13 protein-coding genes and 2 pseudogenes are annotated in these 12474 nt (G+C 74.1%); 9 read left to right on the top strand and 6 right to left on the bottom strand.

The annotated features are described in order from the left end of the window. Window positions 1-5 precede the first annotated feature (5 nt). The 3 genes from A6P39_RS37720 to A6P39_RS37710 form a co-directional block, all read right to left on the bottom strand. Complete coding sequence (locus A6P39_RS37720) at window positions 6-2351, bottom strand: ATP-binding SpoIIE family protein phosphatase (protein ID WP_067054557.1); 2346 nt, start codon at window positions 2349-2351, stop codon at window positions 6-8. A gap of 54 nt (window positions 2352-2405) precedes the next feature. Further along, a complete protein-coding gene (locus tag A6P39_RS37715) occupies window positions 2406-2873 on the bottom strand; it encodes a peroxiredoxin (RefSeq protein WP_067054559.1) in 468 nt (155 codons plus the stop codon). A gap of 218 nt (window positions 2874-3091) precedes the next feature. Next, window positions 3092-3619 (bottom strand): MarR family winged helix-turn-helix transcriptional regulator, encoded by a 528-nt coding sequence (locus A6P39_RS37710; RefSeq protein ID WP_067054561.1) that lies wholly within the window; start codon window positions 3617-3619, stop codon window positions 3092-3094. A 186-nt stretch (window positions 3620-3805) separates the two neighbouring features. On the opposite strand from A6P39_RS37710, the gene A6P39_RS37705 reads away from it, so the two are divergent. From A6P39_RS37705 to A6P39_RS37695, 3 genes are all read left to right on the top strand, one after another. Further along, complete coding sequence (locus A6P39_RS37705; protein WP_067054563.1) at window positions 3806-4093, top strand: putative quinol monooxygenase; 288 nt, start codon at window positions 3806-3808, stop codon at window positions 4091-4093. Between the two features lie 217 nt (window positions 4094-4310). Continuing rightward, window positions 4311-4757 carry an SH3 domain-containing protein gene (locus A6P39_RS37700; protein WP_067054566.1) on the top strand — a complete coding sequence of 149 codons (447 nt, stop codon included), beginning with the start codon at window positions 4311-4313 and terminating at the stop codon, window positions 4755-4757. 182 nt (window positions 4758-4939) lie between these two features. Next, window positions 4940-5884: a DUF2690 domain-containing protein gene (locus tag A6P39_RS37695; protein WP_079133771.1), complete on the top strand. Its 945-nt coding sequence runs from the start codon at window positions 4940-4942 to the stop codon at window positions 5882-5884. Between the two features lie 143 nt (window positions 5885-6027). Here A6P39_RS37695 and A6P39_RS37690 read toward each other — a convergent pair whose 3' ends face one another. Continuing rightward, window positions 6028-6891 (bottom strand): LysR family transcriptional regulator, encoded by an 864-nt coding sequence (locus A6P39_RS37690; protein ID WP_067054571.1) that lies wholly within the window; start codon window positions 6889-6891, stop codon window positions 6028-6030. Between the two features lie 176 nt (window positions 6892-7067). On the opposite strand from A6P39_RS37690, the gene A6P39_RS37685 reads away from it, so the two are divergent. Together A6P39_RS37685 and A6P39_RS37680 are read left to right on the top strand one after the other, a co-directional pair. Further along, window positions 7068-7880, top strand: a complete 813-nt coding sequence (locus tag A6P39_RS37685; RefSeq protein ID WP_067054573.1) for an EamA family transporter — start codon at window positions 7068-7070, stop codon at window positions 7878-7880. A gap of 164 nt (window positions 7881-8044) precedes the next feature. Continuing rightward, entirely contained in the window at window positions 8045-8755 is a 711-nt protein-coding gene (locus A6P39_RS37680) for a zinc-binding dehydrogenase (protein WP_107304516.1), read from the top strand. Between the two features lie 3 nt (window positions 8756-8758). Here A6P39_RS37680 and A6P39_RS37675 read toward each other — a convergent pair whose 3' ends face one another. Beyond that, window positions 8759-9427: a TetR/AcrR family transcriptional regulator gene (locus A6P39_RS37675; protein ID WP_079133773.1), complete on the bottom strand. Its 669-nt coding sequence runs from the start codon at window positions 9425-9427 to the stop codon at window positions 8759-8761. A 246-nt stretch (window positions 9428-9673) separates the two neighbouring features. On the opposite strand from A6P39_RS37675, the pseudogene A6P39_RS45645 reads away from it, so the two are divergent. The 4 genes and pseudogenes from A6P39_RS45645 to A6P39_RS37660 all read left to right on the top strand — a co-directional run. After that, window positions 9674-10018, top strand: a pseudogene (locus tag A6P39_RS45645) (MFS transporter); the annotation flags it as partial. A 7-nt stretch (window positions 10019-10025) separates the two neighbouring features. Beyond that, window positions 10026-10319, top strand: coding sequence for a hypothetical protein (locus tag A6P39_RS45640; RefSeq protein WP_067054575.1), 294 nt, complete (start codon window positions 10026-10028; stop codon window positions 10317-10319). 300 nt (window positions 10320-10619) lie between these two features. Next, the gene (locus A6P39_RS37665; protein WP_199841007.1) at window positions 10620-11576 is read left to right on the top strand and encodes an ATP-dependent DNA ligase; all 957 of its coding nucleotides are present in this window, start codon (window positions 10620-10622) and stop codon (window positions 11574-11576) included. A gap of 48 nt (window positions 11577-11624) precedes the next feature. After that, a pseudogene (locus tag A6P39_RS37660) lies at window positions 11625-11836 on the top strand (hydroxymethylbilane synthase); the annotation flags it as partial. Window positions 11837-11899: 63 nt separating this feature from the next. On the opposite strand, the gene A6P39_RS37655 reads toward A6P39_RS37660, so the two are convergent. Next, on the bottom strand, window positions 11900-12424 hold the full coding sequence (locus tag A6P39_RS37655) for a hypothetical protein (protein ID WP_067054579.1): 525 nt from the start codon (window positions 12422-12424) through the stop codon (window positions 11900-11902). Window positions 12425-12474 lie beyond the last annotated feature (50 nt).

Below are 12474 nucleotides of genomic sequence, written 5' to 3'. Positions count from 1 at the left end.
GGTGATCAGGCTTCGGGCAGCGCCTGTTCGGCCCAGATCGTCTTGCCCCGGCCGGTCTGCCGGCTCCCCCAGCGCTGGGTGAGCTGGGCGACCAGGAGCAGTCCACGGCCGCCCTCGTCGTAGGCGTTGGCCCGGCGCAGGTGCGGTGAGGTGGAACTGGCGTCGGAGACCTCGCAGATGAGGGCGCGGTCGCGGATCAGGCGGAGCTGGATGGGCGGTTCGCCGTAGCGGATGGCGTTGGTGACGAGTTCACTGACGACGAGTTCGGTGATGAAGGCGGCCTCGTCCAGTCCCCAGGCGGTCAGCTGATCGCCGGCCGCCTGCCGGAAGGCGGCCACCTCGGCGGGGTCGGGCGGCACATCCCAGGTGGCGACCCGGTCGGCGCCGAGGGCGCGGGTGCGCACGAGCAGCAGGGCGACGTCGTCGCCGGGCTGGTCGGGCAGGACGGCCTTGAGGACGCTGTCGCACAGGGCGTCGAGGGAGTCGGCGGGTGCGGTCAGGGCCCGGCGCAACTCCTCGGTGGCACCGTCGAGGTCCCGGTCGCGGTCCTCGAGCAGGCCGTCGGTGTAGAACGCGACGACGGAGCCCTCGGGCAGCTCCAGTTCCGTCGCCTCGAACGGCAGCCCGCCGACGCCGAGCGGCGGTCCGGCGCTCATGGGGACGGACTCGGCGGCGCCTCCGGGCAGGACGACGGCCGGCGCCGGATGGCCGGCGGCGGCCAGGCTGAGCCGCCGGGAGACGGGATCGTATACGGCGTACAGGCAGGTGGCGCCGAGTTCGGCGACCTCCTCGCCGCTGTCCTCGGCGGCCAGGTGGACGACCAGGTCGTCCAGATGCGTGAGGAGTTCGTCGGGCGGCAGATCGACGTCGGCGAGGGTGCGGACGGCCGTGCGCAACCGGCCCATGGTGGCCGAGGACTGGATGCCGTGGCCGACCACGTCGCCCACGACCAGGGCGACCCGGCCCCCGGAGAGCGGGATGACGTCGAACCAGTCGCCGCCGATGCCGGCCAGGGAGCCGGACGGCAGATAGCGGTGGGCCACCTCGACCGCGGCCTGTCCGGGCAGTCCCCGCGGCAGCAGGCTGTGCTGGAGGGCGAGGGCAGTGCTGCGTTCGCGGTCGAAGCGGCGGGCGTTGTCGATGCAGACGGCGGCGCGGCTGCCGAGTTCCTCGGCGAAGACGGCGTCGTCGGGGCCGTAGTCGTCGGGGTGGGCCGTGCGGACGCAGACCGCCACGCCCAGGGTGGTGCCGCGGGCCCGCAGCGGCACGGCGATCATGGAGTGGACCGCGTCCCGATAGGGACGGGCCTTCGGCGAGCGCGCGTTGCGCTCCTCGAGCCACTCGATGAACTCCGGCTCGCCGGCCTGGCTGAGCATCGAGCGGCCCTCGCGCAGGGCGCGGGCGGGCGGCGAGTTGGGCGGATAGACATCGGTCTCACCGATGCGGACCGCCGCACCGGGGTTGCCCTCGCGGCTCGAGCCGTGGGCGACACGGTGCAGCACGACGTCGCCGCCCGGGATCGTCGGCGGCTCCTCCGCGCCGAGCACCCAGTCGAGCAGGTCGATGCTGGCGAAGTCGGCGTACCGCGGGACGAGGATGTCGATCAGCTCCTCGGCGGTGCGCACCACGTCCAGGGTGGTGCCGATGCCGGTCGCCGCCTCGTTCAGCAGGACGAGGCGGCGTCGGGCCCAGTACTGCTCGCTGTTGTCGAAGGCGGCCATGGCGACGCCGGTCAGCTCGCCGGACCCGGCCCGCAAGGGCCACATCTCGATGCTCCAGAGGTGTTCCCCGTTCAGTGCGGGCGCGCCGGCGAAGCTCTCGTACCGGACGGGCCGGCCGGTCTCGGCCACCTCCTGGAGGTGACGCAGGAAGCCCCGGTTGTACTCGGCATCCGCCACGGTGTCCGCGAAGAACCGGCCGGTGAGCGCCTCCTCGGGGACGCCCATCACCTTGCAGGCTGCGTCGTTGCTGCGCAGATAGCGTTGCTGGAGGTCGAAGACCGACATGGACATGGAGGCCTGTTCGAAGGCCTCGGCGGCCAGGGGGGCGGCAGACGGGGGGACGGCGGACGGGCCGGCCGTGACGACGAAGCCGGCGGGCTCACCGCCGGCTCCGGTGACGGGGCAGGCGGTGAGGGCCAGGTCGATGCGGTGGCCGTCGCGGTGGCGCAGTGCCACGACGCCGGCCCGCGCGGCCAGTATGTCGTCCGGGACGTCCCCGGCGAGCAGCTCGGTCGCGGGCCGGCCCACGACATCCCGTGCCTGGTGGCCGGTGAGCAGTCGCGCACCCTCGCTCCACCCGGCCACCCTGCCCAGGGCATCGATGACCGCCACGGCGGCGCCATGCTTCATATGCCCCAGGATGATGCGATTGCTGCGGGGCATCAAGCGCGGGACGGGAGCCGGTCAGCCCTTGTGTGTGCGCAGGGCGGCGAGGGCCCGGTCCGCGTGGGTGTTCATGCGCAGTTCACTGCGGACGATCTCCAGCACCGTGCGGTCCTGGGCGATGACATAGGTCACGCGTTTGGTGGGGGCGACGGAGAAACCGCGCTTGACGCCGAACCGCTCGCGCACCGTGCCGTCGGTGTCGGAGAGCAGGGGCATGCCGAGGCCGTGCCGGCCGGCGAACTCCTGCTGCTTGTCCACGGTGTCGCCGCTGATGCCGACGGGCCGGGCGCCGACGGCGGCGAATTCGGCGGCGAGGTCGCGGAAGTGGCAGGCCTCGGCGGTGCAGCCGGGGGTCATGGCGGCGGGATAGAAGAAAAGGACCACCGGCCCGTCGGCCAGCAGCTCGGTGAGCCGGCGGGTGGCGCCGGTCTCGTCGGGCAGGGCGAAGTCCTCGACCTTGTCCCCGACCTGGATGCGTTCCGTCACGACCGCTCCTCCTCGTTCCGGGCGGCTTGGCGCGCGCCCTCAGTCCCCGGCGGCACCTGGCGTGCGCACCGGGGCACGATGTCTTCTCCGAGCCTTCTCCGACGATCTGCCGCCGGATATTACTGGACGGTACGCCCGGGGTGCTCCGTTCCCCGGGACCGGGCAGCGGCCGTCAGCCCGCCGTGAGCAAGGCGTCAGCCCGCCGGGTAAGCGAGGCGTCAGCCCGCCGTGAGCGAGGCGTCGTCCGCCTCCCGGCCGGAGTCCTCCTCGATCGTGTACGCGAGGAAGTCGTCGACCATGCGGTGGAAGAGGCCGGCCAGCTGCCGCAGCTCCTCGGGCCGCCACTCGGCGAGGGCGAGCTGCATCCCCCGGGCCCCGGCCTCCCTGATCCGGCCGACGGCCTCCCGCCCGGCGTCGGTGAGCTGGATCCGCTGGGCCCGCCGGTCGTCGGGGTCCGGGACGCGGCTGGCATAGCCCGCTTTGTGCAGCTGCTGCACGGTCCGCGTCACATGGGAGGCCTCCACGCCCAGGCGCTGCGCCAGCTCCCCCGGCCGCAGCGGTTCGCAGTCTGCGATCTGCCGCAGCAGTGCCACCGCCGCCCGGTCCAGCGGCACACCGGCCAGCCCCATCAGCCGCTCGTGCTGCCGGGCCCGTGCACTGAGGTAGGTGATACGCGTCAGGGCGCGCTCGATGTCGACGACCTCCGGGGAGGCATCGGGCAGGCCGGGCAGCGATTCCGTGGGCATACCGCCACTTTACCAGCTCGTTGCGTAAGTCAAGTAACTTCTGTCCACCGCCCGTCACCTCGGCAGGAGGAGCCTTGGGGCAGCCCTCGCGCGACGGGCGACGGCCGCGTGTCGTACCGGCCGCTCCCCGGCGGGAGCGTGCTGCAATCGGCAGGACCACGGCCGTCTCGAACACCGGAGGAACCCATGGCCTTCGCCGCCGTCGCCCAGTACCAGTGCGCGCCCGCCGACGCCGGCACCGTGCGCGACGCGCTCCGCAAGATGCGCGAACTGGTCCAGTCCGAGCCCGCCAACCTCGCCTACGAGGCACACGAAGTGGTCGACCGGCCGGGGACGTTCCTGCTGTACGAGCGATACACCGACCGCGCCGGCTTCGAGGCGCACAAGGAGACGCCCCACTTCGCGGAGCTGATCCGGGGCACGGTGTTCCCGTTGCTGAAGGAGCGGACCATCACCTTCGCCGAGACGGTCTGATCCGTAACGCGTCCCCCGGACCGGGACGGAGACGAGCGGGACGGCGGAACAGCTCTCCCGCCGGCCGGGCGGGCCGCACTTCGGAAGCGGCGCCCGTCCCCCGGGACGTCCCGGGCGTCCCGGGGGACGGCGGAACGGCATTCTGACGGCGCGTCACGGAAACCCTGGCTGTCGTGATCACTGTTCGTGGTCACGAGAACGACAGCCGGAGGTTGCCATGATCCGACGGACCCTCAAGAGCGGACTGCTGGCCACGGTCGCGGTGCTCGCGTTGTTGCCCGCGGCGGCCGGGGCCGCCCCCGCGAGCGCCGTGGCCCCCTATCCGGTGCCCGGCGCCATCGCCCAGCACCACGTGCGCCACACCTACCCCGCCCCCTACCGCCTCCACCACCGCGGGCACGCGGGGCACTGGACGTCGTACCGTCTCGTCCGGCGTGCCACCGGCCGTGTCACCACCCGTCACGTCCGCCTCAACGTCCGCTCCGGTCCGGGCACCGGCTACCGGGTGATCGGCCACCGGCACGCGGGCCGGCTCGTGGGACTCACCTGCAAGACGCGCGGCTCGTGGGTGGCCGGGAACCGCATCTGGTACCGCCTCGCGCACCACGGGGGCTACGTCTCGGCCCGCTACGTCCGCGCCGACCGCGTCCTGCCCTGGTGCTGACGGGACGACAGCGCACGCCTAGCCACCGAAGGCCCGTTCGACGACCCCCGAACGGGCCTTCGGTACGCCCGCACCTCACCTTCCTCCTACCCCACCGCGTGTTGCGTGGGCGGCACTCCCGGGAAGCCATCCCGACAACAGGGGCTAAATCGCCCATAGCGGAGAGGGAGTCGAGGAGCACGATGCGGCACCCCCAAGCATCGACCACGCCGGACGACCCACGAGTGACGGGACTGCGCGAGCTGAGGGACCGTACGGGGCTGAGCCTCGCGGCACTGGCCGCGCGCACCCCGTACAGCAAGTCCGCGTGGCACCGCTATCTGTCCGGCGGCACACCGCCGCCCCGGCCCGCCGTGGAGGCGCTCTGCCGGCTCGCCGGCGCCGACCCCGACACCGTACTGGCCGCGTGGGACACCGCCGGGGCACCGCCGGCGGTCCCTGCGAGTCCGCCCGGGAAGTCCGCCAGGCGACGGACGGGATGGCGTGCGTGGCGATTGCGGCCGGCGGCTGCGCCCCGGACGCCGTCGGGGCCGCCGCCGCAGACTCCGCCCCGGGTTCCGGCGCAGGCTCAGTCGCCGGTTTCGCCGCCGGTTTCGCCGGCACGTCCCTCACGTGTTTCGTCCCGCCTTCCCTCGTGGCTCCCCTCGTGGCACCCCTCCTGGCTTCCGCTGTCCGCGCTCGCGGTGTTCGGTGCGGCCACGGCGGTGGCCGCCGCCGTCACGCTGGCCGCGCGCCCGGGTACGGCGCCCACCGCGCAGCCCCTGCCGACGGCGCCCCGCTGTCACGGCCGCTCGTGCCAGGGCGAGCTGCCCGACGCGTCGATGTGCGACCGGGACGCGCGGACCACGAGCACGGTCACCGATCCCGCCTACACGGTCCGGCTGCGCTACTCGGCGGCCTGCGGCACCGCCTGGTCCCAGGTGCGGCTGCGCTCGGCACGGGCCCGGGAGGTGTCGGTGCGCTCGGGCCAGAACGTGCTCTCGGCCGGCTATCCGGCCGACGATTCTGCCGGGGACAGCAGTCCGATGCTCCCGGTCTCCTCGCCCCGGGGTGTGGAGGCGTGCGCAGAGGTGGGCGGGGAGCTTGCGTGCACGGGCCGGGACGTGGAGCCGGACGAGGAGGGGTGACGCCCGAACGCACGCGTACGGTGCCGCACACCCGGGTTGCGGCACCGTACGAGGAGCGGGTCAGCCGGCCGTGACGAGCCTGCGCCCGCTGCCGCTGTGCTCCGGCCATCTCGCCCTGCGGGATCGCCTTCTGACGGGGTGGCTCAGGCCGTGCGATACAGCTCGGTGAGCAGTTCGAGGACGGCCTGGAGGGCCGGGGGCGGGTCCTCGCGCCACCAGGCGAGCCGTACGGCGACCGGTTCGGCGTCGCGCAGCGGCCGGTAGACGATGCCGGGCCGGGGGTACTGGTTCGCGGTCGACTCCGCGGTGACGCCGATGCCGCGCCCCGCGACGATCTCGGTGAGCCAGTCGTCGACGTCGTGCGTCTCCTCGACGGCCGGACGGGCGCCCGGCGGCCACAGCTCGGGAGTGGCCGTGCCGGTACGGCGGTCCACGAGCAGGGTGCGGTCGGTCAGTTCGGCGAGCCGCAGCGAACGACGCCGGGCGAACCGGTCGTCGGCGGCGAGCGCGCACAGCCGGCGCTCCAGGCCGACGATGGCGGTGTCGAACCGCCGGTCGTCCAGCGGTCTGCGCACGACGGCGAGATCGCAGGCACCCTCGGCAAGCCCGGCGGAGGGCGAGTTGACGCGCACGAGGTGCAGGTCGGTCTCCCCGTGCGCCGCGCTCCAGCGGCGCTGGAAGGCGACCGTGTGCCGGCCCACGGCCGACCAGGCGTAGCCGACGCGCAGCCGGGTGTGCCCCGAGGTCGCCTCCCGAACCAGGCCGGAGACGTCCGCGAGCACCCGGCGGGCCCGCTCGACCACGCGCAGTCCGGTCGCGGTCGGGATCACCTCGCGGGAGGTACGGCGCAGCAGCCGAACGCCCAGGGCCCGCTCCAGGGAGGCGAGGGTGCGGGAGACCGCGGCCTGGGAGACGCCGAGCGCGATCGCCGCGTCCGTGAAGGTGCCCTCGTCGACGATCGCCACGAGGCAGCGCAACTGGCGCAGGTCGATGTCGCGGTCGTGCATACGCTCAGCGTATAGATCGAGCGGACCATGCATTATGTGCAAGCGTGCGGGAGACGCACGATCCGGGTATGCGACGCGCTCTCCAACGCCCGGCCGTGGCCGCACCCATGACCACGTCCCCGTCCCCGTCCTCGCCCCCGTCCTCGTCCCCGGCGCGGGTCCGGCGGCTGACCGGGGTGGCCACCATGTTCGCCAGCGGGCTCTCCAACCAGACCGGTGCCGCCGTCGGCGCGCTGGCCTTCCCCGTCCTCGGCCCGCTCGGCGTGGTCGCGGTGCGCCAGTACGTCGCCGCGCTCGCCCTGCTCGCCGTCGGCCGGCCCCGGCTGCGGAGCTTCACCTGGCGGCAGTGGTGGCCGGTGCTGCTGCTGGCCGGGGTGTTCGGCACGATGAACCTCACCCTGTACAGCGCCGTCGACCGGATCGGCCTGGGGCTCGCGGTGACCCTGGAGTTCCTCGGGCCGCTCGCCGTCGCCCTTTGCTCCGCACGGCGCCGGCTGGACGCCGGGTGCGCGGTGCTGGCCGCGGCCGGGGTGGTCGTCCTGATGCGTCCGCGCCCCTCAGCCGACTACGCCGGAATGGCCCTCGGCCTGGTCGCCGCGTGCTGCTGGGCCTCGTACATCCTGCTCAACCGCGTCGTCGGGCGGCGCATACCCGGCGCGCAGGGCGCCGCGGCCGCCGCGACGGTGTCCGCGCTGGCCTTCCTGCCGGCCGGCATCGCCGTCGCCCTGCGTCATCCGCCGACGGCCGGGGCCCTCCTGTGCGCGGTGACGGCCGGCGCCCTGTCGTCCGCCGTGCCGTACCTGGCCGACCTGCTGACCCTGCGCCATGTCCCCGCGCAGACCTTCGGCCTGTTCATGAGCGTCAACCCGGTCCTCGCGGCCGTGGCCGGCTGGGTCGTCCTCGGCCAGGACCTGGGCGGTGCGGAGTGGGCGGCCGTCGGCGCGGTGGTGGCGGCGAACGCGGTGAGCATCTCGACAGCGGGAGACTGAAGCGCTCTCAGGGGCGCGGGAACCGCCCGGCCGGCCCACCACCGGGCCGCAGCCGCACACCTGCTTTCGCGACCGGCGGACCCTCGCGGGCACACACCCCGAAGGTCGTCAATCCGCAGGACGCGCCCACCGGGATCATCGGCTGCGGCGGACGGTATGGCGGCATGAGCGAGTACCTGCTGGTCGAGAACGCCGTGCCCGGCCGGAGCGTGGCCGTTTTCCCCGGCACCGTGCCCTTCGACGTCGCCTCGCTCAACGAGCCGATGGCCGTCGCCCTGCACTGCGTCAACCGGTCCGGGGCGCGGCCGTCGGAGAAGGCGGTGGTCTTCGGCGCCGGGCCGATCGGACTCGGCGCCGCGATCTGGCTGAAGCTGCGGGGCGTGGCGCACGTCGTCGTGGTCGACGTCCTGCCGGACCGGCTGGCGACGGCCCTCGCCGGCGGCGCGGACGCGGTGATCGACTCGACGCAGGAGGACGTGGCCGCCCGGCTGGCCGAACTGCACGGGCAGAGCGCCAACGCGCTCGGCCAGCCCCGTCCGGGCACCGACGTCTACATCGACGCGGCCGGGGCCCCCGCCGTCTTCGACACGGTCGTCGGCGCCGCCAAGTGGGGCGCCCGGCTGGTCATGGCCGCCGTGCAGAAGAAAGGCGCCGGGATCGACCTCGGCGGCATGCTGCGCAGCGAACTGACCCTGATCGCCTCCCAGGGACACCCGAGTGAGATCTTCGAGGTCACGCCCCAGCTGATCGAGCACCACGAGCGGTTCGCCCGGCTGATCAGCCACCGCGTGCCCTTCGCCGAGGCAGATCGCGCCTTCCGGCCGGCACGCACACCGGGGACCGCCGAGAAGGTCGTGGTCACCGTCGACGTCTAGGCGTCACGTGCGCGGGACACGGCGGGAGCCATCGCTCACCGGTGCCAGCCACAGGCCCACGATCGCGTCGGCGAGTCCGGTGGCCGCCTCCGCCCAACTGGCGCGCGGGGTCGAGGTGCCCTCGGCGAGGGCCCGTTCGCGCTCGGCGCAGGTGTGCAGGATCAACTGGCGCACCATCTGGCCGCGTTCGGCGCGTACCTCGGGCGGCAGTTCGGGCAGGGTGCGGTTCAGGGCCTCGATCGCCTGCCGGAGCGCCGGTGAGGTCATGGACTCCTCGACCATGATCTCGTGCAGCGCCGGGTCGGTCATCACCTGGGCGCAGAACCGGGCGTACCAGGTGGGGCTGCCGAGCCCGGCCAGGTGCTCGGTCACCGGGCGCACCAGGCAGTCGACCCAGTCGCGTACGTCCGTGGAGTCGCCGGCCGCCGCCAGCGCCCGCTCCCGGAGGGTCTCGATGTGTTCGGCGTGCCGCCGGGCGACCGCGCGGACCAGGTCGGCCTTGGTCCCGAAGTGGTAGCCGACCGCCGCGTTGTTGCCCTGACCGGCGGCCTCGCTGACCTGACGGTTGGAGACGGCGTACACGCCGTGCTCGGCGAACAGCCGCTCCGCCGCGCCCAGGATCGCCTCCCGCGTCGCGCTCACCTGTTCGGTCCGCGCCGTCCTGCGCGCCATGCTCACCACCGCTCCGGGACTGCGCACCGCCCCGGGGCGGCCAGTCCCGCGCACCCGCCCCAGGTCCTCGACCGGGGCGGCGAGGTCCAGCCAGTGAAGCCTACGGTGCGCGCCCCTCCCACCTGGGACAGGCCCCGCGTGCGGCGCCTTTTCGGCTCACTAAAGTAAGTCAATCACTTGACTTAAAGGATTGGCCGGTCCCGTCGGCCGATGTCCGGTTTCCTGCTCCTCGGAAGGTTCCCTCTCATGTCCGACGCCTCCGCCCGGCCCGCCAGGACCGGCAGATCCGCTCCGTCGCGGCCGGGTGCCGTGGTCGCCGTGCTGGCCCTGGCCGGTATCACCGTGTCGCTGATGCAGACCCTGGTGATCCCGATCGTCCCGGAGCTGCCCGTCTATCTGCACGCCTCGGCGTCCAACGCCGCCTGGGCGGTCACGGCCACACTGCTGGCCGCCGCCGTCGCCACGCCGGTCGCGGGCCGCCTCGGCGACATGTTCGGCAAACGCCGGCTGCTGCTGGCCAGCCTGGTGCTGCTGGTCGCCGGTTCGGTGGTGTGCGCGCTCAGCGACGCGCTGGTCCCGATGATCGCCGGCCCTGATCATGGGCGCGGTCCCGCCCTCGGAGACGGCCGCCGCGAGCAGCCTCAACACACTGATGCGGTCCATCGGCACCTCGGTGGCCAGCGCGGTCGCGGGGGTGATCCTCGCGCAGATGACGATCAGTCTCGGCGGGCACGCGCTGCCGTCCGAGAACGGCTTCAAGGTCGCCATGGCGATCGGCGCGGGCGCGGCCGCCCTCGCCTTCTTCCTCGCCTCCTTCCTCCCCCGCCACCGCCCGGCCACGCCGGAACCGGCACCTGCCGCGGCCGAGCCGTCGGCCGAGACGGTGGGCTGAGAGACAGCCCGCCGAGCAGCCTCGGCAAGGGTGGGCGCACAGGCGGACGCGCGGGCCGTGCAGGGACGCCGCCGCACCCTGGGCGCGCCCCGGCATCCCGGACACGGCGCCCGGGCCGCGGCGGGCAGGGGCCCACGCGGCGTGTTCCGGAAGCCGGGGCGACGGCGCGGCCGGGCGGCAGGAGGCACCGCCCGGCCGCGGGCCCGTTCAGGGGAACCGTCGGCCGAAGGCGCGTGCGGTCGCCGCATGTGGTCGAGACCTTCAGCCGTGACCGCCGTATCCCTGCCGCTCATCGCGCCGATGCTCGCCACTGCGGGCAGGCTGCCGCCCGCCGCCCAGGACGCGCGGTGGGCGTACGAGACCAAGCAGGACGGCCAGCGGACGATGGTCTACCTGCCCGGGGACGGCAGTGTGCGCCTGCGCGCCCGCTCGGGCGAGGACATCACCGCGGCCTATCCCGAACTCCGGCCGCTCGGCGGCGCCCTCGGCGGTGCACCGGCCGTACTGGACGGCGAGGTGCTGGCCCTGGACGAGCGGGGCCGGGCCGACTTCCAGCTGCTGCAGAGCCGGATGGGCCTCGCGCACTCCCCCGCGCGGGCGGCACGCCGAGCGGCCGAAGTGCCGGTCCACCTGGCCCTGTTCGACGTGCCCCACCTGGGTGAATCCCTGCTGCGGCAGCCGTACGCACGGCGCCGGGTCCGGCTCGAGGAGCTGGGTCTGGCGGGGCCGTACTGGTCGACGCCCGCCGCGGTCACCGGGCACGGTGCCGAGGCGCTCGCGGCGACCAGGGAACACGGCCTGGAGGGCCTCGTGTGCAAGCGGCTGGACTCGGTGTACGAGCCCGGCGTGCGCTCCCGCGCCTGGATCAAGATCCGGAACGTGCGGGCCGAGGACGTGATCGTCGGCGGCTGGCTGCCCGGCAGGGGACGGCTGACCGGGCTTCCCGGCGCACTGCTGGCCGGTCAGCGCGACAAGGGCGGCCGGCTGCGGTACGTCGGCGGGGTGGGCACCGGCTGGAGCGAGGCGGAGCGCGCGGAACTGGCCCGGCTGCTCGAGGCCGGCGCGAGCAGCCGGTGCCCCTTCGAGCCGGTGCCGCGGATCGCGGGGGCCCGCTGGGTGCTGCCACGGCTGGTCGGCGAGGTCGGCTACAGCACCCGTACCCGGGCCGGGCTGCTGCGCCAGCCGTCCTGGCTGCGGCTGCGCCCGGATCTCACCCCGGAGGAGTCGGCGGCCGACCTGCCCGAGGATCTCGGGTGAGGGGCGGGGTCCAGCGGGGTCTGTCATGAGCGAGCTGCCGTCGACGAGGTGCTGCAGGGCCGCCGCAAGAGCCCGGTCGCCGGGTACGCGCGCGTGGACCGCGGCGGGGAACTCTCCCTGCGCGCCTGTGTGTTCACGCCCGACGGCAAGACCCGCCCGAACGCCCACGAGTGGGCGGGCCGGCCCGATCCCGCCACGCCCGGCACCTCGGTCGCGGCGGCGCTGCTCCGGCAGGGCGCCCGGAGATCATCGACGGCATCCCGCGCCGGCCGTACGGGCCGGGCAGCCGGTGCGTTCCTGCGGGCGGGCGCCGCCGGCCCTTGTCAGGCGGTGCCGGGTTCCGTCTGGTCCCGCAGGAACGCGCTGACCTGGTGGGCCAGGCCGCCCTGGGCGGTGCCCGTGAGGGCGGTCGCGGCGGTCGCCTCCAGCAGGCCGATGCCGCCCGCCCACAGCCGGCGGTCGGTCCACTCCTCCTCCACCCGCAGCTGCACCTGCACGTCCACGTGGGAGAGGTCGGCCTCGGGGGCGGCGGCGTAGAGCACGGCGGTGGCCCGGCGCAGCGGATAGACGTCGAAGCCCTCGATGAACTGGGAGCTGCGCCAGTCCACGAACGCGGCCTCGCCGTCCGGACCGACGCGGACGTCGATCTGGCCGTCCTCCAGATGGATGCCGTAGTGCCGTGCGCCGCGGTTCTCGACGGTCACCCGGACACTGAAGTACGTCAGACCGGCGGCGGCGTCGTCGCGCCCGCGCGGCGGCTCGGCGGCCTCCAGGCGGTGGACGCGGACCCGCAGACCGGCATGCTCCTCGTACTCGTGCCAGTCCCCGACCACGTTCGGCTCGTACACAGTGCCCCTCTCGACCTTCGAGAGCTGCTGTCTATCTGTGTGCTCTGTGC

The organism is Streptomyces sp. FXJ1.172, assembly GCF_001636945.3.
Taxonomy (GTDB): Bacteria; Actinomycetota; Actinomycetes; order Streptomycetales; family Streptomycetaceae; genus Streptomyces.
Note: the sequence above shows the minus strand (reverse complement) of the source record. Positions and strands in the feature narration are given on the sequence as shown.

What these genes read in the sequence shown, in the direction of transcription:
- A6P39_RS45640 (WP_067054575.1), top strand. Translation starts at nt 10,026, where the DNA reads ATGGGCGCGGTCCCGCCCTCGGAGACGGCCGCCGCGAGCAGCCTCAAC.
- A6P39_RS37705 (WP_067054563.1), top strand. Translation starts at nt 3,806, where the DNA reads ATGGCCTTCGCCGCCGTCGCCCAGTACCAGTGCGCGCCCGCCGACGCC.
- A6P39_RS37720 (WP_067054557.1), bottom strand. Translation starts at nt 2,351, where the DNA reads ATGAAGCATGGCGCCGCCGTGGCGGTCATCGATGCCCTGGGCAGGGTG.
- A6P39_RS37690 (WP_067054571.1), bottom strand. Translation starts at nt 6,891, where the DNA reads ATGCACGACCGCGACATCGACCTGCGCCAGTTGCGCTGCCTCGTGGCG.
- A6P39_RS37695 (WP_079133771.1), top strand. Translation starts at nt 4,940, where the DNA reads ATGCGGCACCCCCAAGCATCGACCACGCCGGACGACCCACGAGTGACG.
- A6P39_RS37710 (WP_067054561.1), bottom strand. Translation starts at nt 3,619, where the DNA reads ATGCCCACGGAATCGCTGCCCGGCCTGCCCGATGCCTCCCCGGAGGTC.
- A6P39_RS37665 (WP_199841007.1), top strand. Translation starts at nt 10,620, where the DNA reads ATGCTCGCCACTGCGGGCAGGCTGCCGCCCGCCGCCCAGGACGCGCGG.
- A6P39_RS37675 (WP_079133773.1), bottom strand. Translation starts at nt 9,427, where the DNA reads ATGGCGCGCAGGACGGCGCGGACCGAACAGGTGAGCGCGACGCGGGAG.
- A6P39_RS37680 (WP_107304516.1), top strand. Translation starts at nt 8,045, where the DNA reads ATGAGCGAGTACCTGCTGGTCGAGAACGCCGTGCCCGGCCGGAGCGTG.
- A6P39_RS37700 (WP_067054566.1), top strand. Translation starts at nt 4,311, where the DNA reads ATGATCCGACGGACCCTCAAGAGCGGACTGCTGGCCACGGTCGCGGTG.